The sequence below is a fragment of the Fodinicurvata sp. EGI_FJ10296 genome (assembly GCF_040712075.1).
GTDB lineage: Bacteria > Pseudomonadota > Alphaproteobacteria > DSM-16000 > Inquilinaceae > JBFCVL01.
This window is the reverse complement of sequence record NZ_JBFCVL010000009.1, coordinates 182,430-205,844: the sequence shown is the minus strand read 5'-3', so window position 1 is coordinate 205,844 and position 23,415 is coordinate 182,430. Positions and strand designations below refer to the sequence as shown.

The following is a 23,415-nucleotide window of genomic DNA, read 5'->3' as shown; positions in this document are numbered from 1 at the left end:
TCGGGTTGGTGCGCCCCAAGCCGATCAAAGAAACCGTCAAATTTTCTCAAGTGGCATTACAACGAGAGCTTCGCCCTCAAGCCGGCATTGCACCGGCCGGCCAATAAGGTTCTCGGCGATATCATCTCGCACAAGCCAATAACCTGCAATAGATACAAGTTCCGGGTCGAAACTTTGACAGAATATTCGCGCGGTCGCGTCGCCGGTCACGCCGGCCAGGGCCCGCCCCCGTAGCGAGCCGTAGATGTGAATATGGCCGTCCGCCAGGATCTCCGCACCGCTGGAAACCGACGACATGGCAACCAGATCGCCCCCATTGGCGTAGATCTGGCGTCCCGACCGGATCGGCTCGACCACAAGTTTGGTCGGCGTCATCGATTCCGCCCCGGCGGTCTCGGGCTGCCCCCCGGCCGGGCTTCGGTTCTGGGCCCCTGCCTGGTCCTGCCCCCCTGCCTGGCCCTGGGCTGCTGCCGGCCGCCCCGCCGGTACCAGGCTAAGGCCAGCGGCAGCGGCCATGCGATTATGGCCGTCGGTGCCGTTCTGAACACCGACGGGTATCAGGTTGTGCTGCCTCAGTCGGCGCATGAACTCGGCAAAATTGAACGGCCGATCATTGGGCAGGGCGCCGATGTCGAGGACGACCGGGGCGTGGCGAAAGAAATCGGGCGCCTGCTCGATCTTGTCGAGCAACAGCGGAAAAAACGACTGGTCATCAGGCCGGTTTAGCCTGAGCACCATCATGGTAAACGCCCCGCCCAGCAGCCGGAAGGGCGGTTCGCTGTCATTTTCCGTTTGGGCCGGGGGCCGCTCGCGGCGCGGCGTCCCCCGCCTGTCCGGCGCTTGATCGCCACCTTGTGTCATGCAACGTCCATCGCGTGGGAGATCTGATTTCCGACGTGTAGCCGTTTCGCGGACTCAGGTAAATAGCGTGATGCAATCGTCACCGTTCAGCCACGGAAAACCGCCCATCGGACTCTGGACTTCCGACGCACGGGACTCCATCTCCGGTCATTGTGACCGCCCCGAAGTGGCGACTGGCGGAGCCGACCGCCAGAACACGAGAGCCAGTTTTCGGGGTCGGATTTTGGGACCAGACACCAGGGACCACCGACCATGATCGACCGCCGGGTTTTCCTGAAGGGAGCTTCCGCCTGCGCCGCATGGCCAGCCGCGCCTTTCCGGGCCGCTAGGGCGGCGACCGCTCCGGAAGACGGACTGGCCTCTGTTTTCGATCCCGCCGACGTGCTGGCGGAAGCTCGACGACGGGCAGCCGGCCGATACAGCCCGCGCCCGCGCCTCGAAGCCGCCGCGGAACTTGGCTATGACATTCACCGCAATATCCGTTTCCGATCGGAAGAAGCTCTCTGGCACGGCACCCAATCCCGGTTCGAGGTGCAGATGTTCCATCCCGGCCGCTTTTTTCCGGAACCGGTCGACATCGCGGCGGTCAACGGCGGCCACGTCGAAACCGTGCCTTTTTCACAGGACCAGTACGCATTCGAGGGGCCGGCATCGGACGCACGCGCGCGCCTGGCGGATGCCGAGCCAATTGGTCATGCCGGGATACGATATCACTATCCACTGAACGACCCCGATCGCCTCGCTGAGCTGGTCTCCTTTCTGGGGGCCAGCTATTTCCGAGGCCTGGGACAGGGAAGCCGTTACGGCCTGTCGGCACGGGGATTGGCTTTGGGCACGGGCAGCCCGGACGGTGAGGAATTTCCCTCCTTCGTCCAGTTCTGGCTGGAACGGCCGGAAGACGGGGCCAGCACCTGCCGCCTGCACGCACTGCTCGATGGCCCCAGCGTGACAGGCGCCTTCAGCTTCACCATGACGCCCGGCGACAATACCCATATGGATATCGAGGCCACGCTGATCCCGCGCCGCGACATTTCCGCAATCGGCATCGCACCTCTGACCAGCATGTATCTGTTCGGGCCGCTCGACCCGCCGCGCTTCCACGATTTCCGGCCCCGTGTCCATGATAGCCAGGGCCTTTGCCTGCATCTGAGCACTGGCGAACGGCTGTGGCGGCCGCTTGCCAATCCCGATGAAATATCCACAAGCGCCTTCAGGGCGTCATCGCTGCGCGGTTTCGGCCTGTCGCAACGCATGCGCGACTTTGCTGCTTACCAGGATCTGGGCGCCGACTATCATCTGCGCACCGGGGCGTGGATCGCGCCGGACGGCGATTGGGGCGCGGGATCGCTGCAACTGGTGGAACTGCCGGCGGCCGACGAAACGGTAGACAACATCGTTGCGTACTGGCGCCCGGACACGCCGCTGGCTGCCGGAGAGGAGCATAGCTGGCGATACCGCCTTTCCTGGGGCCTGGACCCGGAACCGACGGCGGCGAGCGCGATCACGATCGAAAGCCGCAGCAGCATCGGCGGAATTCCGGGCACCGACGACCATGGCACGGGAACGAAATTCGTCGTCGATTTCGGCGCAGCACCGAACGATGACGGGATCGACTCCGACCAGGTCAGCGCCAACGTCACCGCATCGTCAGGCGACGTCCTTAATCCGGTGGCGCACCGCAATCCGGAAACCGGCGGCTGGCGGTTGTTTTTCGATATCGTTCCCGACGGACGGGACCCGGTGGAGATCCGCTGCTTTCTGGAACACGCCGGCGGTGCCCTTTCGGAGACCTGGAGCTATCGCTGGACACCTACTGCCTGATTTTGTCCGGCCTGATGCGCCCGACTTCGCCGCTGACATCAAAGCGGCCGGGTGGCGGCGATCAGCCAGTCACGGGTGGCGGCATCCTCGATCTCTGACGCCAGAACATCACGCACACGGGCATGATAGGCATCCACCTGCGTGCGCTCGGACGCCGATAACAGGGCGATGTCGATCAGGCGCCTGTCATAGGGCGCCAGCGTCAGGGTTTCGAATTCATGCATCGGGCGGACACCGGCGGAGTCCGTTTCCAGTCGGGTTTCGGGAGGCGTCACCACGATCAGATTCTCGATTCTGATGCCGTATTCGCCCTCGATATAGAGTCCGGGCTCGTTTGAGACGATCATGCCCGCCTCCAGAGGCACGCCCGCACCCATCTTCGCGATCCGCTGCGGTCCCTCGTGGACGCTGAGATAGCTGCCGATACCATGGCCGGTGCCGTGGTCGTAATCCAGCCCCTCGTTCCAGAGCGCATGGCGCGCAATGGCGTCGATCTGGGCGCCGGCCGTGCGGGGCGGAAACCGCAGCGCTGAAAGCGCCAGGTGCCCCTTGAGGACCAGCGTATAGTGTCGGCGCATGCTGTCGCTCGGCGTCCCCAGCGCCACGGTGCGGGTGATATCCGTCGTCCCGTCGATGTATTGGCCGCCTGAATCGACAAGATAGAGCGTACCCTCGTTCAGGGGACGACTCGATTCCGGGGTCACCCGATAGTGAACGATTGCGCCGTGTGGCCCGACGCCGGAAATGGTGTCGAAGCTGGGGCCGTTAAAGCCATCGGCTTCGCGCCGAAAGGCGGCGAGCCGCTCGGCGGCCGACAACTCGGTGCCGCCGCCGCCGGATGCCTGGTCATCGACCCAGGCCAGGAACCGGCAAACGGCAACCCCGTCACGGATATGTGCTGCGCGCGCGCCGTCCAGCTCTGTCGCCGTCTTGCGCGCCTTGGGGCCGACGCAGGGGTCGCGCCGGTGAATGACAGCCGCCCCGGCTGCCCGCAATCGCCGGTCGAACCGGACCGGATCCTGATCCGGATCGAGCATCACCCGCTTGCCCGCCGCCCCCAGGGCATCGAGGCGCTCATCAAGATCACCCGGCGCGCGGATCGTCGCGACACTGCCCAGCTCGCGCGCCACGTCGGCCGGAAATTTCCCGGCATCGATGAACAGCGTCGCGTCGCCATCACGACCGATCTCGGCGAATCCCAGCGCAACGGGTGTGTTGGGGACGTCACCCCCGCGTATGTTGAACAGCCAGGCGATGCTGTCCGGTGCGCTCAACAGCACGCTGTCGGCTTTGGCGCCAGCGATTGCGGCCGCGACCTCGGCCAGTTTGTCGGCGGCCTCGCGCCCGGCGAGCGCGACCGGATGGCAGCGAACCGGCGCGATCGGCGCGGCTGGCCGCGCGGTCCAGACCAGATCGATCGGATTCCCGTCCACGGCAATGAGACCCATGCCGGCATCGGCCAGCCCTTCCTCCATCCGACGGACCTGATTGACGGTATGCAGCCAGGGGTCGAAGCCGATGCGCGCACCCGCCGATGCCATCCGCACGATCCAGGCTTCCGGCCGTTCCTCGGCGATCGGTCGGCAGTCGACGGTTTCAGGGTCCGTTTGCTGGCGTCCCTGCAGCGTATAACGGCCGTCGACGAATAGGGCGGCTGCATTCGACAGCACGACCGCAATGCCGGCCGAACCGGTGAATCCCGTCAGCCAGGCCAGCCGTTCCGACCGTGCGGGCACGGCTTCGCCCTGGTGTTCATCGGCGCGCGGCACCACGAAGCCATCGAGGTTCAGTCGCGCCAGGAGGGCACGAAGCGCCGGAATTCGATCGGCGGCCGGCACTTCCGCCTCGTTCTGCGGCCGCGCAACGAGGCGGCGCCTCAATGTTTCCAGATCCTGCCTTTGATCGGCGCCGAGGTCGCCAGCAACCAGATCTGTCCACGCCAGCGGATCGGTCGCCAGCGGCGCGGCCGACACCCCCTCAAGCAGCGCCCTCAGCGCATCCGCGCCGCCGGCATAGGATAGCTGCGCTGCAACCGCCTGCAGCCTTTCATCGATCTCGTCATCAACCACGCCCCGCGCCTCCGCTATCGTTCGGCTGTCGTCGAGGCTAAGGATGCAGGCGGTCGTTTGGCAAGGACCGGCTACCAATCCTCGTCCTGGCCCTGCGCCTTGGCGTAGTGAAGTTGCTGATGCAAATGGATATTGACCCGCACGCCGATCCAGAACGCCGGTACATTGCGATCGGTCAGGTCGCCTTCGGCCGCCGCCTTGATCTGGTCGACACCCCAGATATCGGGCGCGCCCTGCAGCGCTCCACGCGCCAGCAGCCGTTCCCCCGCGATACGGTACCCGCGTCCATCCTCCCGGCCGGCGTGGCGCTCGTAGACCCAGGATTCCGGATTCGGATAATCGATTCGCGGCGTGAATCCCCGTGCCCGGATGTCATAGGGTTCCACATGAATGGACGCATGATCGCCGTAGCAGAACACGGCCTCGGCACTGAAGGCTTTATGGAGCGACCGGTCGAGATTCGGAATTTCACCCTCGGTTTCGCCGAAGGGCGTAACAGTCCGTGGAAAACTGGTCGACAGGCCGACGATGAACACTTCCGCGACCTCGTCGCGCAACGCATTGATCGTGGCGACGAGATCCCGCGCGAAGTCATTGCCGTTGATCTGGGTAATGAAGCCCGAATCGATGAAGATCGTCGCATTGGTCGGTGCGTCCAGAGCCGTGATGATGCCCACGGCCAGCGAGCGGCCCCAGTCGTTCGGCGGGATACGCAGCCCGATCGAACCATGCGCCCGCTCCAGCGCCAGGGCTTGCCGAACGATCGGCCTCAGCGCGCGGCCGGAGTGGGCCTGGACCATCGGAATGGCGCCGGGCATGGTCGCGGCCACATCCCGCCAGGACCGATAGGCATCGTCCTCGTCGAAAGTGCGATAGAAATCGCGGGTCAGCAATGCCCGGTCCTTGCAGATATCGGCAAAGAACCGCCGGTCGCCCATGATTTCGCCAACGCGATCGATCGTGCTCGTCATCGTGTCCTGCCGCGGCCAGCGGCACAGACCGATCAACGGCGTGATCTTGTCCTTGTCGGCCTCGGGCAAATTACCATAGCCGAGTTCGAGTTCCGATCTGCGCGTCCGCAATGCGGGGAAATAGCCGTGCTCTGAAAAAATGGTCGGTGTCATGACGCCGCGCCTCCTCCCTCTCCCGTGGCCTGCCTTGCGGAGTCGAAGTCGTGCCGACCCGCGCGAAATGCAATCTATGGTAGAGCCAGAGGATCACCTCTATGACGCGAAAGTTCAATTGACTTTTTTCACTTGGGGTGAATTTTGCAATGCAATATCGGATTAATACCAAGACAGCGCTAAATGTCCGATACTTACCGCTCAGGCCTGGCTTTTCGAAGATGCATCGAAGACCCCGTCCCAATCGGACGGCGGAGGTGCGATACGGTATCGGGCAATTCGCTCGGCGTATAGCCGATAGGTGGCGGCAAGTTCGGTATCGCCAAGTACAGCTTGCGCGTTTTCCGCCGCCTTGTTTCGGGCAGCCTCCGCCGCCGCCCAGTCCTGCTCCCGCACAGCGGTCAGCATTGCTTCGTGAAGGTGCCGGAGTTCGGCAAATCCATTGTCGACCGCCAGGTCCGTGTCACCCAGAAGAGCGTGGATGCGCGACGGCGCCTGCTTGCCCTTGACCCGAATGAGGTCGAGTTCAAGCACGGCCATGTCGTCCACGACTTTACGCGTCGTCTCGCCAATCACGATCCCGGCGCCGTAGGCAGGGGACAACCCCTCAATCCGTGACGCCAGATTGACGGCATCGCCGAGCGCCGTGTAGTCGAAGCGGCTGAGCGAGCCCATATTGCCGACGACACAGTGGCCGGTGTTTATCCCGACGCCGACATCAAGGCGGATCGGATTTCCGTTCCCGGGCATCTCCGCGGCCAGCTCGGCATTCAGGTCCGAGAGCCCGCGGCGCATCGCGATTGCGGCCCGGCAGGCGTTGCGGGCATGGTCGGCATCATCGATCGGCGCGTTCCAGAACGCCATGATGCAGTCGCCCATGTACTTGTCGATGGTGCCGTTGCGCGCCATGATGATGTCGCTCATGGGCGTCAGAAAGCGGCTGATCAGCCGGGTCAGCTCCACCGCTTCGAGGTTTTCCGAAAGTTTGGTAAAGCCTCGGACATCACTGAACAGTATGGTCATGTCCCTGACCTCACCGCCGAGGCGCAACTGATCGGGATGGCGCGAGATCCTGTCGACCATCGCCGGAGAGAGATACTGCGCAAACGCCAGCCTGATCTGGCGCCGATCTCCTTCGCTGCGCAAATACATCATCAGGGACTGTGCCATATAGGCGCCCGCAACGGCGATGGCGGGGTACACCGGATCGATCAGCAGACCCAGATCGCTGAAAGCCCACCAGGATGCGGCCAGCCCGGCACCGATGATGATGAGAGCGGCGACCGCGGCTCCGATCGCACCCACCAGGGGTGACACCAGGATCACCAGAATGCCCGCCGCCGCCATGATCAGGACTTCGGCTCCGGAGGCCCAATCGGGGCGGGTTATGAAGGTGCCCAGAAGCATCTGCTCCACCGCCTGGGCATGGACTTCGACCCCCGGCATGGCGGCTTGAAGCGGCGTTCGCCGCAAATCGCCCAGCGCTGAGGCGCTGGTGCCGATGAAGACGATGTTCCCGTCGAAGAGCGACCCGAGGTCGGTATCGTCTCCGGCATCGGGGTTCAGGATGGACGATGCCGAGACATAACGCTCGGCGGTCGGCTCGGTATAGTGAACCCAGACAGCGCCTTCCGGGTCGGTCGGGATATCGACGCGGCCGATGCGCATATCGGTGATGCCGGTTTCAGTGCCGAACGACTGCACCCCACTGGCGCCGGAGGAACGCGAAATGTACGTCGACGCACCCTGCGCCACCCGCAGAGCCTCTGCCGACAGTGAGGGATACAGATCCTCGCCGAGAGCGAACAGCAGCGGGACGCGCCTGACAACGGCGTCCGGTTCGGGCAGCATGTTGAGACTGCCGACACCAGAAGCGGCATCCTGAAGGCGGTCGAGCGGGCTGACGGCACCGCCGAAGCGATGAACGAACAGCCCGGGATCATCACCGCCATGGGCCATGCCGGCCTTCAATGCAGGCGCTTTGCCGCCATCTGCCGTCAGGACGAATCCGAGCACGGCCGGTGTCTGCTCCAGGATCGCCGCGAAGACATCGTCATTGTCCGGCAGTGCCGACAGCGGCTCCAGCGCGTCGGCATCCATACCCAACGCCGCGAGATTTTCCGCCATTGCCGTCGGCGATGCGCGATCGGCCTCGCTGAAGACAATATCGAAGACGATTGCCGCGGTGCCGAGTTCGGCCAGTTCCGCCGTCAGCCGTGCCAGAACCGTTCTTGGCCACGGCCATTGGCCGATCTGTGCAAGAGACTGGTCGTCGATGTCCACGATCCGAACCGGCGCCGGTTGATAATCGCGGGGCTGGAGTCGCTGGTAGGTGTCGAACGTTGTCAGGCGCAACCGCTCGATTGGTTCGGGGTCGGCGACCCTGAGACCGATCGCGGCGACCAGTATGATCAGCCCGACGATGAACTGAGCGGTTCGGGAGAAGAACGCCATGGCGACTGGTCCTTTAGCCGCCGTTAAAAGCGGATCGTCCTGGTCAACCGGGTTTCGACCGATACGTTATCGTAGCTGTAGAGGTCGATGTTGGATGCCTGCCGGAAGTATTCCGTCGACACGGCGACCGTCTGGCCGGAGAGGAGATCGGCCAGGGCAGGTTGATCGAAGACCCGATCCAGGCTGAGCCCATACGTTGCGCGCAATCGGTATCGTGCATCGCGTCGCGTCCGCTCGCTGATCGGCGTGCCGGTTCGGCGGTCCAGATCGTTGCCGCCGTAGATGCGCCCGGCAACCGAGGCCTGGCCAGAGACGTATTGTCCGCCGCCGAGGGAATGCCGCAGATCGATGCCGGCCCTGACGGTCCTGTGCGATCGATATTCCACCCGCGCATCCCGGCGATCGAAGCCGGTGGTGAGCCGCAGACGGGTTCCCGCCGCCACCGCGTAGTCAATGCCGAGACGGGCTTGCCAGGTGTAACCGCGGCGCTCCGATCCGTTACTGGCGAAACTGATATCACGGGCGAGATCACGGCGCGCCCGCAGGTCGGTCGTAACATCCAAGGCAGGCGTGAGTTCGGCGGTCGCGCGGACCCCAGCACCAATCCCGGTGCCGTAATTTTCGCCGCCGAACCAGGTGTTTTCGGCAATGAGAAATGGCCGGATATCGCCACGGGTCATCCGGTAAACGCCTCCGGCTTCGATGCGGCCGAAGGCGAAGCCCCGGTTGCTCAACCGATCCTGAGCCCTCGCCGTTGCTTGCACGCGCGCGAACAGCGCGTGGCCGGCCTGATATCCGAGATCGTGATCGACGACACCGTTGAATGACAGGCCGAGCGACGCGTCACCACCATCCAGTCCGCTGAAGTCAAATGTGCCCCCGGCAGCCTGCACGCGGGTCTGGTCGGGCCGGGCACGCCTGTTGGTGTCGTACCGCAACTGCGTGCCGATGCTGAGGCGCCCCGTGGTGCGTTGCAATTCGGAACTCAACGATCGCCGCAGATCCTCCGCCTCACGTTGCTCATTCCCGGGCAAAGCCTCTTCGTCGACGCGGTCGAGATGACGCCTGGCCTGCTGCGCATTGCCGAGACGGCCGAGCACATAGGCGTTCAGCAGCCGTACACGGTCCAATTGCGGATGCCGCAGAAGCAGACGCTCCAGAGTGGAGGCGGCGGACTGCAGATTGCCCTCCGCAATTCTTGCCCGCGCGAATCTCAGATTGAGATCGACGTTGTCCGGGTCATTGAGGACGTCCTGAAAGGTTATCGGTGGTTCGGCGATCGAGGAAACGGACGACGATGAGGGAGTTTCAACGCCGACTTGTGACGACGCCACCGCACCGCCACCGGGAAACGCCAGTGCGAGTATGAGCGCCGCCGCGCAAAGCCGTAGCTTTTCGCAACCGGCGTCAAGCGACCCGCTCAAAGGTATAGCGCGCACATGCAGTGGCCGCGAAACGGGCATGGTCGTCTCCACCATGTCAGGCTTCAACGGAGGCGTGCTTGCCACTGGGAGGAAGCGATCGAGAATGATGAGAAAATCGTCCGGCGCAGGGGGAGCAGTTGGTGAGGGACCCACACGGTGGGGCAACTGCAGCGAAATCTATCACAAATGGGGTATTTCGTTCTAACCTTTTGTAAGTATTCCGGAACCGGCATTCGCGGGTCCCGCCATAGTGTCAAAACGTTGAACCGGTATCCGGATCAAAGTAGCCGGACGTCGGCGTTGTTCGATCGGCGGAACCGCAATTACATGGGTTCGTCTGGAAGAGGAATGTCAATTGGATCCAGACAATCGACCTCTCCTTCAAGGCAAAGGTCGATGCACTCCACATCCTCACCGCATTCAAGATCCCAGTCATCTTCCTCCCAGAAGTCCACCGGCTCAGGCGGCTCCTCAGGTGGTTCTTCGGGCGGCGGCTCTTCGGGTGTTGGTTCTTCTTCCGGCGGCTCTTCCGGAGTCGGGGGCGATGGCTCCTCCTCCTCCTCCTCCTCCCGTATCGGGTCCCTGGTGACATCGACCGAGGGTTCCGCCGCCTGGATCTGTTCGAGAATGTCATCCATGCCCTGATCGGCCAGCAGGCGCTCGATCGTCTCCAGTGCAAGGAATCCGCTTTCAGCCGCCGCACCGGGACCACCCGGGCCCACGGTCTCTTCGGTCGACGGGGCAACGCCGCCTTCCAGCGCCGACTGAATCAGTCCACGCGCTTCGGCATCGAGCAGAAATGGCGCGCTCGGAGGCTGATCGCCGACAATGACGGTGGCATAGCCGCTTCGCCAGAGAACGACAGTGACCCCGGCATTCGAGACTTCCACGATGCCGCGACCCGACTCCGGATCCCCGCCGCCGGGCCCGTCGAGCAGAACCATGACGGTGTCGTCGTCTGCGGTAACGACGGCCATTGTTCCGCGAATACCAAGGGTCCCGGTCGGCAGTGAAATCTCCATGTTGTCCGGTTCGTTTCGGGCCACCTGTCCGGAAACGAACCGCACCGTTCCGCCCAGCAGGGATGCGCCGACCTCACCCTCGCTGGTCGCCGGGTCGTAGATGAACTCGTCCACGATCAAGGTGCTGTTGGCGCCGATGGTAAACGTCGTCTCGTCCAGAAGCAGGAGCTGCATCCCGGAGTCGGCGCCCGTGATGATCTCATCCAGGATGAACACCGGGTCGCCCGTTTCCAACGCCTGGGGCTCAGCGTCGGACTGTTGACTGGCTCGCAGATCGACGCTGCCTCTGACGGCGGAGGAAACGCCCGCTTGCATCGTATCCCCGATTGCGGCCGCCGGCTGGAGCGCAACGCCGCCGACGAGAACGAGCAGCGGCAGCATGGAACAGCCAAAGCGCAATGGGCTACTGCTTGATCTGGTCAAACCCCGGGTTCCCGTCAATCAGAAGAGGTACCACTTTGGACAATGGCACAATGCAAAGCATCAAAGCAATCGTCGACGGGCAGCCCAGAGCCATCGGAAAAATTGTATTATTTGCTCATTCCATAAAGCCGTTGTCAGAGAAAGGGTTTTTTTCGACGTCCTGCTTTGCTGCGGTCGATACAGCCCATCCCTCAAATAGTGAGCAAGCGGTCAATCAATCATTTCGAGGCAATTACTCAAATACTGCCTTCCATGTCATTGAGACGGAAGGAAGCGAAATCAACGCTTTTCTTCTATCGCTTTACCGGCCCTGACAATAGCCGCAGACAATTAGGGGCCGAGGGCGTAAAACCGGTAGACACGAACATCGCCGGTATCGATCGCCGCGACCCGCCGCATCCAGCGCTCGGCTTCCTCGACGATCATCCCCTGAACAACCGAATTCTTCTTGCCGAGGGCGACCAGCGGCTCGGGAATTTCGGCCCAGGACGCCATGATCATCGAACGGTGCTTGTCGCTGATATCCTCGGTAATCCGGATATCGAAGCCCAGGCCGAACATCATGTCGGTGTACTGGGAAATCGACCAGAGATGGGGTCTGGGCTCTTCCTCGGCCAGCCATTCGCGAACTTTCTCATCCGGTTTCTGGCTATGCTTGAAGACATAATCCGTAAAACACAGATGCCCACGCTCCTTCAACGACGAGCGTATGAAGGCGAACAGATCTTCCTTGTTCTTGATCTGGAGAAAAACCTCTTTCGAGAAGATCGCATCATATTTCTTGCCGGGCGACAGAGTGTCGAATTCATGCGGCGATATGGGGGCCTTCTTCTCGATGCCGGCCTTGCGAGAGCGCAACATGCCGGCATAAGCCAGGACGGGATCGTCCTCGACGCCTTCGACCCAGGCACCGCCTTCGCGGCCCATATAGCGGGTAACACCGCCGAGACCCGTCCCGATGTCGAGAACCGTCTTTTCGTTGTCCAACCCCATCGGCTTGATCAATGCGGCGATATGATCCGGCGTGGTCGGCGTGACGTGGCCTTCGCCGAACACGGCCTCGTTCACCTTGATCCGCTCACGCGACCAGAATGGCGATATCTTGCCGCCGGTGTCGTCCTGCTCCTGCTCTGACGCCTGGATCAGTGGCTTCTTCTGTTTCTGCTGCAGGCCGCTGAGATCATAGCCCTCCCACCATGCCCTGACTTTCATTTTCCAGTTGAGGTTTTGCAGGGCGGTCATCGGTGCGCACTCTCGGGATAACGAATTTCAGGTTGCAGCGGGCATCGGCGCGCGCCGCCGACATCCCGAAATTGCGCGGGAACCGGCGGGCAACGACCAGCGATCAGGCTAGCCTGTTGCCGGTTAACGCCAGGTAAATCGGCCACGCGCGCCGCACATCAACCGGCGGCTTTGCGCGCCGGTTACCCGTTACAGCACTTCGCGGAACGGCCGGAGATCGATGCCCGCCGCCTGGAGCCGGGTTCGGATCAGGCGAGCGGCCTCGACCGCGCCGGGCGTGTCGCCGTGAACGCAGATGGTGTCCATCGAAACCGGCATGCGTTTGCCGGACGTGCTGACGATGGCGCCGTCGGCAACCATGCTGACGACCCGGTCGGCCGCAACTTCCGGATCATGGATGACCGAACCGGGGTCCTTGCGCGACGACAGGTTGCCGTTGTCCTGGTACGTACGGTCGGCATAGATTTCCCTGGCCATCCGCAACCCGGCCTTTTCGCCGGCACGCTCGTTTTCGCCCATCGGCATCACGATATAGATCAGATCCCGGCCCACGGACCGGATCGCCCGGGCAATGGCCGTCGCCAGTTCCGGCTCTTCATTGGCCATCGTCCCCAGAACGCCATGGGTCTTGACGTGGGTAACCCGGTGGCCGACCGCCTCGCCGACCGCCAGCGCCGCCCCGATCTGGTAGACCAGGATCTTTTCGATATCGCGGGGATCTTCGCCAACGATTCGGCGCCGACCGAACCCCCAAAGATCCATCAGGCTGGGATGGGCACCGACAGCGACACCATTGCTTTTCGCCGTCTCGAAGGTCCGGTGCATCACCATCGGGTCGCCGGCGTGGAAGCCGCAGGCGACGTTGGCCGTGGTCACAACGCCCAGCATTTCCTCGTCATTGCCCAGCTTGTAGACACCGAAGCTTTCGCCGAGGTCGGAATTCAGATCGATCGTTGTCATAAAACCTCCTGATTCTGGCTCACTATCGCCGTCTTGGGCCCGGGATCGAAATCCGGTCCGTTGCCGGCAATCGATGTCATCGCGTTCAATGGCACGCCCGCCCTTTGCTTTTGTTCACACCTCGGGGCATGCTGATGCCGACCTATGGCCATACTCCGGATTGGCCGATGGTGACAGTCCAGGCGACGCCGCTTGGCAACTGCTTAGCGAATTGACATGCTCATCGAATGGCATGCTACTGGTATACCATCATGCCCCGACCAACGGCTACGATCAAAGCAGCCGATCGGGGCGAACCGAGCAAGACGCAGGAGGCTTTAAAATGACGACCGTATTCAAGCTGAAGAACCGTACCGCCATGGCCGCCGTGATGGCCGCCGCCGCTGTCGCCGCCGGCACGGGCGCGGCCAGCGCGCAAACCACATGGGACATGGCCGTGGTCTGGCCCGAAGGCAATTTCCACACCCAGAATCACAATACCTTTGCCGAGGCCGTTGAGGAAGCGACCGACGGCGAAGTGCAGATCCAGGTTCATTCCGGCGGTGCCCTGGGCCTCGGCGGCCCGGAAATGCTGGCCGCCGTCCGCGACCGGATCGTCCCGATCGGCGACATTCTGCTTAATCAGCAGGTCGGCGAAGAGCCGATCTTCGGCATGGAGTCGCTGCCCTATCTGGCGCCGAGCTTCGACGATCTGGCAGTCCTGCAGGGCATTGCGCGCGATCACTATGACGAGGTCGCCGAGCGTAACAACCAGAAGATTCTCTACATGGTGCCCTGGCCGGGGCAGGCCGTTTACACCACGGAGCCAGTGGAAACGATCGAGGATCTCGAAGGCGTCCAGATTCGCGTCGTCGATTCGATGGGATCGCGGTTTTTCGAGGCGCTCGGCGCTTCGCCGGTCCAGCTGCCGTGGGGCGAAGTCGTTCCCGGGCTGGCGACAGGAACGATCAACGGCGTCACCACGTCATCGAGCTCCGGCGTCGACGGCAATTTCTGGGAATTCCTCGACTATATGAACCGGTTCAACTGGCAGGGTTCGGCCATCATGGTCAACGTGAACCTCGATGCCTGGAATGCCCTGTCCGAAGAACACCGGGAAGCGATCGAAGCCATCGCGGAGGACCTCGAACCTCAGTTCTGGGAAAACGCCCGGGCCGAAGACGAGGAAAAGATCGCGATTCTCGAAGAGAACGGCATCGAGGTAACCGAACCGACGCCGGAACTGCGGGAATCGCTTCTGGAGGTGAGTCGGCCGATGTGGGAGGAATTCATGGAAGACGTTCCGGAGTCCCGCGAAATCATCGAAGCCTATCTCGAAGAAGTCGGCCGCTGATCGTCGTCCGATAGAACGGCGCGAGCCCTCGTGTCCGCGTTGGCACATCATTGCCAATGCGGGCGCGGGTTTGCGTCCACTCCCAACACCGAGCAGCGAACCCGGGGAACGACCGCCCATGATCGATCGCGCGCTTCGTAGCATCGATATAATTTCACGCGTTGCCGTCTGGCTCGGCGCCGTCTTCATGGCGCTGATCGCCATTCTGATGCTGAGCGAAATCGGCACCCGCTATCTGGCCGGCCGCAGCCTTGGCGTAACGTGGGAACTGGCCACGTATTCCATGGCCGCCGTCATTTTCCTGGGCGCCGCCGATACCCTGCGGGCCGGCGGCCATGTCCGGGTCAGCGTCCTGCTGGAAACCGTCCCGCCGGCCGTCGCCAGGGCTGTCGACATCGTCGCAACAACGATCGGCCTGGTCATCGTCGGCTATATCCTCATGGGCAGCTGGGATTTCGTCTTCAACGCGTTCGTCCGTGACACCCGGTCGTTCGAGCCGACGCGCGTTCTGCTATGGATCCCGCAATCCGTCGTCGTGATCGGCATGGCACTCCTGCTGCTTCAGCTTGCCGGGCGCCTTTGCCGGCTGCTGACCGGGCGCGACACGGAAACCGGTGAAAATCAGGTGGACATGCCCGCCGATCACAGTGCAAGCGCCGAGAAATCCCGCGGGGGCGTTCATCTATGACACCGATCATCTCCACCGTCGTTCTGCTGCTGGTCGCCTTTCTCGGCATTGGCGTGTGGGTCAGCATCTCGCTGTTCGCCGTCGGCATCGGCGCGCTGACAATTTTCCGGGACATGCCCGTCGACCGCATCCTTGCGCAGAACATCTGGAACGGAACGACAAGCAGCGAACTGCTGGCCTTGCCTTTGTTCATCCTCATGGCAGAGATCCTGTTCCGGACCCGGCTGGCGGATATGCTGTTCCGCGGACTGGCGCCATGGACGACCAAGCTGCCAGGCCGCCTGACCCATGTGAACGTCCTTGGCTGTTCGCTGTTCGCGGCCGTTTCCGGCTCGTCGGCCGCCACCACGGTTACCGTCGGGCGGATCACGCTGAAGGAACTGCTGAGCCGGGGATACGACAAGCGGCTGGTCATGGGGTCGCTGGCGGGCGCCGGAACGCTGGGCTTTCTCATCCCGCCCAGCGTCATCATGATCATCTACGGCGTGCTGGCGGAACAATCGATCCTGCGGATGTTCCTGGCCGGCGTCCTGCCCGGTCTGGCGCTGGCATTGTGCTATATGGCCTATATCGGCATCCGCACGACGATTTCCCCGAAGATGCTGCCGCCCGATACCATCACCTATTCATGGGGCGACCGCATCCGGGGGCTTGGCCAACTCACGCCCGTGATCCTGCTGATCATTTTCGTCCTCGGCTCGATGTATGGCGGCATTGCCAGCCCGACAGAGGGCGCGGCGATCGGCGTGCTGGGCTCGCTGCTGGTCAGCGCATTCCAGCGCACGCTGACACTGTCGAATGTGGGCGATGCATTGGTCGCCGCCGTGCGGACGACCAGCATGATCGGCCTGATCATCGCCGGTGCGGTGTTCCTGTCGATTGCCATGGGCTATCTCGGCATCCCGCGCTTCGTGGCGAACTCGGTGGCGGCGATGGATCTGAGCCCGCTGGGACTGATCCTCATTCTGCTCATGGTCTATGTCCTGCTCGGCTGCGTTCTGGAAGGCCTGTCGATCATCGTCATGACCCTGCCGATCACGCTGCCATTGGTGACCATGGCCGGCTTCGATCCGATCTGGTTCGGCGTCTTCCTGATCCTGGTCGTCGAACTCGCCCAGATCACGCCGCCCATCGGATTCAATCTGTTCGTCATCCAGGGGATTACCGGTGAAAAACTCAGCCATATTGCCGTTGCGGCGCTGCCGTTCTTCCTGATAACTCTGGCCTTCACCGTGTTCATCATATTCGTGCCGGAACTGGTTCTGTTCCTGCCCGAAAACGTCTCTTTCCGGTAGCGTCAATGACCCCTGCTATCGACGCGCGCGAAGCGTCAGATGAAAAGGCCTATCGGCTGCTGCCGGCCGGCGACCGGGCCGTGACGGTCGAATTGGGGGCCGTCGTTGATCCGGTGATCAATGCCCGTGTCCGGGCGCTGGACGCCGCCATCGCAAATGCGGCCCTTCCCGGCATCATCGAAGCCATTCCGACCTACCGGTCGCTGCAACTGGTGTATGATCCGGTCCGCATTTCGCCCGAGGACCTGAGAGATCACATCGACGCCCTGATCCGCGACGGCGCCCTGGACGACGACCACGCCGTCCACCAGGGCCGCCACTGGACGGTTCCGGTCGCCTATGGCGGCGATAATGGCATGGACCTGGACTCGGCCGCCGACCTTCTGGGCCTTTCCGCGGATGATGTCATGGACCTGCACCAATCGGCGGAATTCACGGTTGCGATGATCGGATTTCAGCCCGGCTTCACGTATCTCAGCGGCCTGCCCGAGGCGCTTCATCTGTCGCGCATGGACACGCCGCGCACCGTGACGCCGTCGGGATCGGTCTCGATCGGCGGCATTCAGGGCGCGATCAGTTCGGTTGTCGCGCCGAGCGCGTGGCATCTGCTGGGCCGCACACCCGTGCGCGCGTTCGACCTCCGCCGCGAAGACCCGTTCCTCTTCCGCCCCGGCGACACCATCCGATTCAGCCGGATCGACACCGCAACCTTCGGGGAACTGGCAAAGAGAGCCGATCGCGGGGAAGATATCCTGGCCCCGGAAACGCCGCCCGCCGGGCCGAACGGAGCCGACGCCTGATGGGCAGCACGCCAACGAATATGACGGCCGGCGAGTCTGACACGCCCCGGCGCCGGGCCGCGCTCAGAATCGTTCAGGCGGGGCCGCTGGACCTGATCCAGGACGGCGGCAGAATCGGTTTTCAGCGCTATGGCGTCGGCCCCTCCGGCGCCATGGACAGCCGCGCGCTGGCGGTCGCCAACGCCCTCGTGGGCAACGCGCCCGATGCGCCAGCAATCGAATTTCTGCAGGCCAGCAGCACCATCGAAGCTGTAGACGGTCCGCTGCGGATCGCCGTTGCTGGCGCGCCGGGTCCCGTCGACCTCAACGGCCGGGTCTGGGAGTCGAACCGCAGTTTCACCCTCGCGCCCGGCGACCGGCTGCGGGCGGGGCCCCGGTCCGAGGGGCAGCGCGGCTACATTGCCGTCGCCGGCCGGTTCTGCCTGACACCGGTCATGGGCAGCTATTCAACGCATTTACGGGCCGGTTTCGGCGGCCTGGACGGTCGGGCACTGGCGCCCGGCGATATCCTTGATGTTTCCGGCGCCGCGCCGCCGGACGGTCCGGACAGCCTGTTTCCAGACGATGCGTGGATCGGCGGCAGGCCGGTCGCGGCGCCGGAAACGGCAACCGACGCCATGGGCGAAATAACCAGCGACGGCCCTGCAACCGTGATCCGGGTCCTGGCCGGACCGCAGGACGATCATTTCACACCGGAAGCGATCGAAACCTTCACGCGGTCGGTCTACGTCATCTCGAAAGACGCCGATCGAATGGGCTATCGGCTGACCGGCCCGACGCTTGCGCATGCCGACGGCTACAACATCGTATCGGACGCGATCGCGACCGGCAGCGTTCAGGTGCCTGGCGCCGGGACGCCCATCATCCTTCTGGCCGACCGCCAGACGACGGGAGGGTTTCCCAAGATCGCCACCGTCGTCTCGGCCGATCTGCCGCGCCTTGCGCAGTTGGGACCGGGCGACGGGTTACGATTCAGGTTCGTGTCCGCCGCCGACGCCGCCAAACTTGCCGTCGCCGACCATGACTGGAAAGCAGGCCTGCCGTCGCATCTGCAGCCCGCCGTCCTGCGGCCGGAAGACATGACGGCCGAGCATCTGCTTGAACATAATCTTGTTACGGCATTCTGGCAGCCGACGGATGATAATTTCCCCTTTCGGGGTTGACATCAGCCCCCCGCGTGCCATCCCTCACGGGGTACCAACGGCTATTGGCATCGCACACAACCCGGGGGCGCATTCACCATGGAACTGATACTGCCAGTCATCGTCCTGGCCATCGTCGTGCTGGCGGCTTTCATGCTGTCGACAATGATCCTGGTCGTCAGCCAGAAATCCGCCAAGGTCATCGAGCGGTTCGGACGCTACTACACCATCAAGCAGGCCGGCCTCAGGGTTAAGGCACCGTTTCCGATCGACAAGGTTGCCGGTACCGTCAACCTCAAGGTGCGCGAGCTGAGCGCGACGGTTTCGGTAAAAACATCCGACAACGTGTTCCTGTCGATCCCTGTCGCGGTTCAGTTCGTCGTCGACGAACGCAACGTGCAGCGCGCATGGTACGAGCTGGACAATCCCGAAGCACAGATCGAAAGCTATATCCTGGCGACCCTGCGCGCCGAGGTGAACCAGATGGAATTCGACGATCTGTACTCCGACAAGGAACGGATCGCCCAGGCGATCGAAACCCAGCTCGGCGCCAAACTCGATGGTTTCGGGTTCACCATCAGGGCGATTCTGGTCGACGAGCCCCAGCCGACCCAGGAGGTCGTTCAGGCGTTCAACCGCGTGATCGCGGCCCGGCGGGAGCAGGATGCCGCCCGGATGGAAGGTGAGGCCGTTCGAATTCGGGTGGTCGCAGAGGCCAAGGCCAATGCCGAGAGCAAACGCCTGCAAGGCGAAGGTATCGCCCAGCAACGCCTTGAGATCGCGCGCGGCTTCAAGGAGAGCATCGACGAGATCCGCGGCAGCGCCCCGGAAATGTCGGAACACACCATCATCGCCATGCTGATGATGACCAACCAGCTCGAAGCCATACGCGATGCCTCGGCCAGCCCCGGCAACACGCTGCTCATTCCCTATGCCGCCGACGGGGCGACCGCGGACCTTCAGCGCATGGCCACGGCAATCAAGCTGTTCGGGTCGATCGACGCCGATACGATTAGCGTGAATGCGGGTGGCGTGAATGCGGGTGGCGTGAATGCGGGCGGCTCCGGCGAGCGCGCCTGAACTATCCGGACGTGGCGCCAAGGGCGGCGAGCCCGGCCCGAAACCCTGAGCGGACCGCCCCCTCCATCGTCGCCGGTATCCCGGTATCCGTCCAATCGCCCGCAAGCCACAGGTTGGGCCAGGGCGTCCGGGCCGGCGGGCGCAGGGCCTGATCGTCCGGGCGCTGGCGGACCGTCGCCCGGCGTTCCTTGATCACCCGAAATCTCGGTATTGACGCCCTCCTGCCCTCATTTCCGAGCACAGGGACAATCTCCGACCAGACCGCCTCGGCCAGAGAGGAGGCGTCCCGATCCGCCACTTCACCGGCCGCGCTTATGGTGACGCTCCAGATGGTCGGCCGCGGAAACAGCCATTGCGCCGTACCGCCCAGCAGGCCGATCAAAATCGGCTCCTCTGCCGTTGTATTGGGCTGATCGCGCCTGAAATGCAGGTTCACGATCGTCTCGCCCGGCGGCGGATGGCGCAGCCCCGGCAGCAGGTCGGCCGCACGTCCCGCCGGCACCGCCAGAACGACCGAATCCTGGGGGTCGATCGCAACACGGTCACGCGCCTTTCCGATCCTCAGCGCCCTGATCGGTCCGGCCGATTGCGCATCGCCCATGGCCGCCGGTCCGGCATCGGTTTCCAGACCCGTCACGGAAATGCCGGTCCTGACGATGCTGCCGCGCGCCGCCAGAAAATCGAGCGCCGGGTCGATGAAAGTGTCGCTCAGTCCCGCTGCCGGAACCAGTGGCCGGCATGCCGGGGCGCCCTTGAGGACGGTCTCGCGAAGAGTCGCCGCCAGCAGATCGGCATCGCCATGGTCCGGCGTTTCATTGAGAATGGCGGCCGTCAGCGGTTCCCACACCGATCGCATCAGCGGGCAGCCCGGGCCCACGCGCTCGGCCACGGTTTCGCCCGGCCGCCGGGCGAATATCCGCCCCAGCCGGACGAGATCGCGCAGACGAACGCCAGGCGGTCGTCCGGTGCGCCGGAGCAACGGCCACGGCCATCGCCCGATCCCGAGATCGAGCGCGCCACGCGCACCCGTAGCCAGATCGACAAGGGGAAAAGCCGCGCGCCGACTGCCGCGAAGGTGCTCTGCCCCGCCGATCATGGCAAGATACGCAACCAGTTCGTGATTGCCCGAAAGCATCAGATGATTGCCGTTGTCGATGGTTAGCCCTGTCGACGGGTCGTCGAGGCTCCGGCACCGGCCGCCGCAATTGGGCGCCATTTCATAGACCACGGCCCGGCCACCATCGGCGACCACCTTGACGGCCGCCGCCAGCCCAGCAAGACCGCCGCCAACTACGTGAACGACGGCCATCGCCAGCCCAACGCGGCCCCCCTTATCGCCACGGCCGCCTTGCGGGTGCTGCTCCGGACAACCGGCTGGCGCGGTGCCGTCCAGCCGCGCGCATTCAGACTGCGCAGCAGATCGGCATAAACCGCCATCATCACCATCGCCGGGGCCAGCCTGGGCGACCGGATGCGCCCGGCAATCGCCCGCGCTTCGGCGAATTTCGACGCGGCCTCGGTCGCCAGCTCGCCGCATGCGACGACAAAGCCGTCATGGGCGACAACCACCGCCGGCGCCGCCGCCGGTACGCCATGTCGGCGCAAACAGGACTGCGGCACATAGACCCGCCCGACGGCGGCATCTTCATCGACGTCGCGCAGAATATTGGCGAGCTGCAGCGCCTCGCCCAGTTCCGTCGCGAACAGTTCCGATTCGGGGTGCGGAACGCCGAAAATCCGGACGGACAGGATTCCGACAGCACCGGCAACCTGACGGGCATAAAGCGTCAGCGCCGCGCGGTCGGCCAGAACCGTCTCACCCTCGATATCGTGCATCATCCCCGCGATCACGGCCTCGAACTCCGCCTTGGGAAGATCGTAGCGACCGGCAGCCCAGCACAGCACTTCCCCCACCGGATGAGTGGGTTTGCCGCTGTAAACGGCGTCGATTTCCTGCGACCAGTCGCTGAGTCGTTCGGCTTTCCTGTCGCGCGCCTCGCCACCGTCAGCGATATCATCGACCAGCCGGCAGAAAGCATAGACGGCATACATCGCCAGCCTGCGGCGGGGCGGCAACAGGCGCATGCCGGTCTGGAACGACGAGCGCGACCGGCGCACGATGTCGATGACATGGGCACGCGCGGCCGCCGATGGGGCACCAACGGCGCTGGTGCCGGAAATCGGCGCAACAGAGCCGTTCGGCGACGAGACCGCGCTATGGTCGGACATGACCCCTCACCTTCCTGGCGGACGATTGAACGAACGCGGCTAAACCCGCAGCGCCGATCCATACCCGATCAAGGGCCGACAAATCCACCCGCGCCGCCAATGGATCGCCATGCCGCAATCTGTGGCAAAGCCGGTCCCCGGCAACGATGGCCGCACGATACTGCGCATTGAGACCACGATGCGCGATCGGTGACGGCGCATTCCGGGCTCCACCGAGGAGGTCGGCCGCCCCGTCGAGACAGGCGTTCAGCGCCATCCGCAGCGGGACGGAACAGCGGTCCGATCGCAGTGCCGGGATTGCCGCGCCATGCGCACAGAGCAAATCCATCGGAATATAAACGCGCCCGAGGGTCCTGAGATCGGCAGCACAATCCTGGACATGGTTGAGTATCTGCAGCGCCGCGCAGAGACCGTCGACGGCCTCCCGGTTTGCACCGTCCGCCTCGCCGTGCAGGTCGAGCAGAAAACGGCCGACCGGCACCGCCGACCACCGGCAATAGTCCATCAGATCGTCCCACGTCTCATAGCTCATTCCGGCGATATCGCGCCGAAACGCGACCAGCAGATCGCGGGCGTGCCGGTCGCTTATCCCCCGTTCCCCCGCCAACCGGCTGAAATCCCGCGCTGCTGCGACGCCCGCCGCAACCACCGGATCATCGTCGCCCCGGCCGGCGTTGTCTGATTCCGGCCGAAGTGCCTGCTCGATTCGGCCCAGATCGGCCAGCGCCGTCGGCCGATCGCGCGCCGGGTCGTCGGCGATATCATCGGCTGAGCGGGCAAACCGGTAGAAGGCCAGCACCACCGGGCGTATCTCCCGCCCCAGCAGGCGCGACGCGACGGGAAAGCTCTCGTCCCGGTCCGACTTCCGTCTGGCGGCACGAGCGTTCGCCGTATCCTCCGGGGCGGCCGGTCCGGAGCTGGAGGGCCATCCGGCGGTCATGACGGACCGCCCGGGAAATCCGATGGTACTGTGGCCACCACCGTGTCATCCTGCCGCTCAACAGCCTCGTTTCGCGGAGTCGCTCCCGGGGCGGCAACCCGGGCCGGGGCGAACGTGAACGCGCGCACATGGCCACTGCCATCGACAGAGAGGTAACGATGCGACCCATTTTTATCCAGGTTAAATGCGAGTTGGGCAAAGCCTATGACGTCGCCGCAACGGCCGTCGACACGATCGAGGAGGTGTCTGAAGTCTATTCGACCTCCGGCGAATACGATCTGCTGATCAAATGCTATCTCGACCCCAACTCCGATATCGGCCGCTTCGTCACGGCGAAAATCCAGACCCTGCCGAATGTCGCCGATACCTATACGATCATGACCTTCAATGCGTTCACCTGACTCCACCCGTCTCCCGTCCGGGCCTCCCCCGTCCGGGCCTCCCCCGTCCGGGCCTCCGATGTCGGCAAACTGACGGTCCCGGGACCGAACAGCCATCCCGGCACCCG

20 protein-coding genes are annotated in these 23,415 nt (G+C 63.8%); 9 read left to right on the top strand and 11 right to left on the bottom strand.

Features of this window, described 5'->3' with window-relative positions; translation table 11 throughout:
• Positions 1-36: 36 nt before the first annotated feature.
• Positions 37-861: a septum site-determining protein MinC gene (gene minC / locus ABZ728_RS19530; protein WP_366657991.1), complete on the bottom strand. Its 825-nt coding sequence runs from the start codon at positions 859-861 to the stop codon at positions 37-39.
• Positions 862-1,113: 252 nt separating this feature from the next.
• On the opposite strand from minC, the gene ABZ728_RS19525 reads away from it, so the two are divergent.
• A complete protein-coding gene (locus ABZ728_RS19525) occupies positions 1,114-2,682 on the top strand; it encodes a glucan biosynthesis protein G (protein WP_366657989.1) in 1,569 nt (522 codons plus the stop codon).
• A 38-nt stretch (positions 2,683-2,720) separates the two neighbouring features.
• Here ABZ728_RS19525 and ABZ728_RS19520 read toward each other — a convergent pair whose 3' ends face one another.
• From ABZ728_RS19520 to ABZ728_RS19500, 5 genes are all read right to left on the bottom strand, one after another.
• Positions 2,721-4,829 carry an aminopeptidase P family protein gene (locus ABZ728_RS19520; protein WP_366657987.1) on the bottom strand — a complete coding sequence of 703 codons (2,109 nt, stop codon included), beginning with the start codon at positions 4,827-4,829 and terminating at the stop codon, positions 2,721-2,723.
• A complete protein-coding gene (locus tag ABZ728_RS19515) occupies positions 4,823-5,875 on the bottom strand; it encodes a hypothetical protein (RefSeq protein ID WP_366657986.1) in 1,053 nt (350 codons plus the stop codon). Before ABZ728_RS19515 ends, ABZ728_RS19520 begins: the two co-directional genes overlap by 7 nt.
• A 201-nt stretch (positions 5,876-6,076) precedes the next feature.
• Positions 6,077-8,329 (bottom strand): adenylate/guanylate cyclase domain-containing protein, encoded by a 2,253-nt coding sequence (locus ABZ728_RS19510; RefSeq protein ID WP_366657985.1) that lies wholly within the window; start codon positions 8,327-8,329, stop codon positions 6,077-6,079.
• Positions 8,330-8,352: 23 nt separating this feature from the next.
• A complete protein-coding gene (locus tag ABZ728_RS19505) occupies positions 8,353-9,807 on the bottom strand; it encodes a porin family protein (RefSeq protein ID WP_366657984.1) in 1,455 nt (484 codons plus the stop codon).
• Positions 9,808-10,076: 269 nt separating this feature from the next.
• Positions 10,077-11,198 (bottom strand): FecR family protein, encoded by a 1,122-nt coding sequence (locus ABZ728_RS19500; protein ID WP_366657982.1) that lies wholly within the window; start codon positions 11,196-11,198, stop codon positions 10,077-10,079.
• A gap of 50 nt (positions 11,199-11,248) precedes the next feature.
• Between ABZ728_RS19500 and ABZ728_RS19495 the strand changes: the two genes are divergently transcribed.
• Positions 11,249-11,512, top strand: a complete 264-nt coding sequence (locus ABZ728_RS19495; protein ID WP_366657980.1) for a hypothetical protein — start codon at positions 11,249-11,251, stop codon at positions 11,510-11,512.
• Positions 11,513-11,528: 16 nt separating this feature from the next.
• On the opposite strand, the gene ABZ728_RS19490 is transcribed toward ABZ728_RS19495, so the two are convergent.
• Positions 11,529-12,440, bottom strand: a complete 912-nt coding sequence (locus ABZ728_RS19490; protein ID WP_366657978.1) for a methyltransferase domain-containing protein — start codon at positions 12,438-12,440, stop codon at positions 11,529-11,531.
• A gap of 189 nt (positions 12,441-12,629) precedes the next feature.
• Complete coding sequence (locus tag ABZ728_RS19485) at positions 12,630-13,400, bottom strand: 5-oxoprolinase subunit PxpA (RefSeq protein WP_366657977.1); 771 nt, start codon at positions 13,398-13,400, stop codon at positions 12,630-12,632.
• Positions 13,401-13,722: 322 nt separating this feature from the next.
• Here ABZ728_RS19485 and ABZ728_RS19480 point away from each other — a divergent pair, with 322 nt between their 5' ends.
• From ABZ728_RS19480 to ABZ728_RS19455, 6 genes are all read left to right on the top strand, one after another.
• Positions 13,723-14,733, top strand: a complete 1,011-nt coding sequence (locus ABZ728_RS19480; protein ID WP_366657975.1) for a TRAP transporter substrate-binding protein — start codon at positions 13,723-13,725, stop codon at positions 14,731-14,733.
• Between the two features lie 118 nt (positions 14,734-14,851).
• Positions 14,852-15,421, top strand: coding sequence for a TRAP transporter small permease (locus tag ABZ728_RS19475; RefSeq protein ID WP_366657974.1), 570 nt, complete (start codon positions 14,852-14,854; stop codon positions 15,419-15,421).
• The gene (locus ABZ728_RS19470; RefSeq protein ID WP_366657973.1) at positions 15,418-16,716 is read left to right on the top strand and encodes a TRAP transporter large permease subunit; all 1,299 of its coding nucleotides are present in this window, start codon (positions 15,418-15,420) and stop codon (positions 16,714-16,716) included. The genes ABZ728_RS19475 and ABZ728_RS19470 overlap by 4 nt, the downstream gene beginning before the upstream one ends.
• A gap of 5 nt (positions 16,717-16,721) precedes the next feature.
• Positions 16,722-17,516, top strand: a complete 795-nt coding sequence (gene pxpB, locus ABZ728_RS19465; RefSeq protein WP_366657972.1) for a 5-oxoprolinase subunit PxpB — start codon at positions 16,722-16,724, stop codon at positions 17,514-17,516.
• Entirely contained in the window at positions 17,516-18,679 is a 1,164-nt protein-coding gene (locus tag ABZ728_RS19460; protein ID WP_366657971.1) for a biotin-dependent carboxyltransferase family protein, read from the top strand. Before pxpB ends, ABZ728_RS19460 begins: the two co-directional genes overlap by 1 nt.
• 78 nt (positions 18,680-18,757) lie before the next feature.
• The gene (locus ABZ728_RS19455; RefSeq protein ID WP_366657970.1) at positions 18,758-19,738 is read left to right on the top strand and encodes an SPFH domain-containing protein; all 981 of its coding nucleotides are present in this window, start codon (positions 18,758-18,760) and stop codon (positions 19,736-19,738) included.
• 1 nt (position 19,739) lies between these two features.
• Here the strand turns inward: ABZ728_RS19455 and hpnE are convergent, their stop codons facing one another.
• From hpnE to ABZ728_RS19440, 3 genes are read right to left on the bottom strand one after another with little or no spacing between them, the layout of a single operon-like run.
• Complete coding sequence (gene hpnE, locus ABZ728_RS19450) at positions 19,740-21,047, bottom strand: hydroxysqualene dehydroxylase HpnE (protein ID WP_366657969.1); 1,308 nt, start codon at positions 21,045-21,047, stop codon at positions 19,740-19,742.
• Positions 21,029-21,967, bottom strand: coding sequence for a presqualene diphosphate synthase HpnD (hpnD, locus tag ABZ728_RS19445; RefSeq protein ID WP_366657968.1), 939 nt, complete (start codon positions 21,965-21,967; stop codon positions 21,029-21,031). Before hpnD ends, hpnE begins: the two co-directional genes overlap by 19 nt.
• Positions 21,954-22,907 carry a squalene/phytoene synthase family protein gene (locus ABZ728_RS19440; RefSeq protein ID WP_366657967.1) on the bottom strand — a complete coding sequence of 318 codons (954 nt, stop codon included), beginning with the start codon at positions 22,905-22,907 and terminating at the stop codon, positions 21,954-21,956. Before ABZ728_RS19440 ends, hpnD begins: the two co-directional genes overlap by 14 nt.
• A gap of 158 nt (positions 22,908-23,065) precedes the next feature.
• Here ABZ728_RS19440 and ABZ728_RS19435 point away from each other — a divergent pair, with 158 nt between their 5' ends.
• Positions 23,066-23,308 carry an Lrp/AsnC ligand binding domain-containing protein gene (locus tag ABZ728_RS19435; RefSeq protein ID WP_366657966.1) on the top strand — a complete coding sequence of 81 codons (243 nt, stop codon included), beginning with the start codon at positions 23,066-23,068 and terminating at the stop codon, positions 23,306-23,308.
• The last annotated feature ends 107 nt before the right edge of the window (positions 23,309-23,415 follow it).

What these genes read in the sequence shown, in the direction of transcription:
- ABZ728_RS19440 (WP_366657967.1), bottom strand. Translation starts at nt 22,907, where the DNA reads ATGACCGCCGGATGGCCCTCCAGCTCCGGACCGGCCGCCCCGGAGGAT.
- ABZ728_RS19470 (WP_366657973.1), top strand. Translation starts at nt 15,418, where the DNA reads ATGACACCGATCATCTCCACCGTCGTTCTGCTGCTGGTCGCCTTTCTC.
- hpnE (WP_366657969.1), bottom strand. Translation starts at nt 21,047, where the DNA reads ATGGCCGTCGTTCACGTAGTTGGCGGCGGTCTTGCTGGGCTGGCGGCG.
- ABZ728_RS19475 (WP_366657974.1), top strand. Translation starts at nt 14,852, where the DNA reads ATGATCGATCGCGCGCTTCGTAGCATCGATATAATTTCACGCGTTGCC.
- ABZ728_RS19515 (WP_366657986.1), bottom strand. Translation starts at nt 5,875, where the DNA reads ATGACACCGACCATTTTTTCAGAGCACGGCTATTTCCCCGCATTGCGG.
- ABZ728_RS19490 (WP_366657978.1), bottom strand. Translation starts at nt 12,440, where the DNA reads ATGACCGCCCTGCAAAACCTCAACTGGAAAATGAAAGTCAGGGCATGG.
- ABZ728_RS19510 (WP_366657985.1), bottom strand. Translation starts at nt 8,329, where the DNA reads ATGGCGTTCTTCTCCCGAACCGCTCAGTTCATCGTCGGGCTGATCATA.
- ABZ728_RS19480 (WP_366657975.1), top strand. Translation starts at nt 13,723, where the DNA reads ATGACGACCGTATTCAAGCTGAAGAACCGTACCGCCATGGCCGCCGTG.
- ABZ728_RS19455 (WP_366657970.1), top strand. Translation starts at nt 18,758, where the DNA reads ATGGAACTGATACTGCCAGTCATCGTCCTGGCCATCGTCGTGCTGGCG.
- ABZ728_RS19525 (WP_366657989.1), top strand. Translation starts at nt 1,114, where the DNA reads ATGATCGACCGCCGGGTTTTCCTGAAGGGAGCTTCCGCCTGCGCCGCA.
- hpnD (WP_366657968.1), bottom strand. Translation starts at nt 21,967, where the DNA reads ATGTCCGACCATAGCGCGGTCTCGTCGCCGAACGGCTCTGTTGCGCCG.
- ABZ728_RS19495 (WP_366657980.1), top strand. Translation starts at nt 11,249, where the DNA reads ATGCAAAGCATCAAAGCAATCGTCGACGGGCAGCCCAGAGCCATCGGA.
- ABZ728_RS19485 (WP_366657977.1), bottom strand. Translation starts at nt 13,400, where the DNA reads ATGACAACGATCGATCTGAATTCCGACCTCGGCGAAAGCTTCGGTGTC.
- minC (WP_366657991.1), bottom strand. Translation starts at nt 861, where the DNA reads ATGACACAAGGTGGCGATCAAGCGCCGGACAGGCGGGGGACGCCGCGC.
- ABZ728_RS19460 (WP_366657971.1), top strand. Translation starts at nt 17,516, where the DNA reads ATGGGCAGCACGCCAACGAATATGACGGCCGGCGAGTCTGACACGCCC.
- pxpB (WP_366657972.1), top strand. Translation starts at nt 16,722, where the DNA reads ATGACCCCTGCTATCGACGCGCGCGAAGCGTCAGATGAAAAGGCCTAT.
- ABZ728_RS19435 (WP_366657966.1), top strand. Translation starts at nt 23,066, where the DNA reads ATGCGACCCATTTTTATCCAGGTTAAATGCGAGTTGGGCAAAGCCTAT.
- ABZ728_RS19505 (WP_366657984.1), bottom strand. Translation starts at nt 9,807, where the DNA reads ATGGTGGAGACGACCATGCCCGTTTCGCGGCCACTGCATGTGCGCGCT.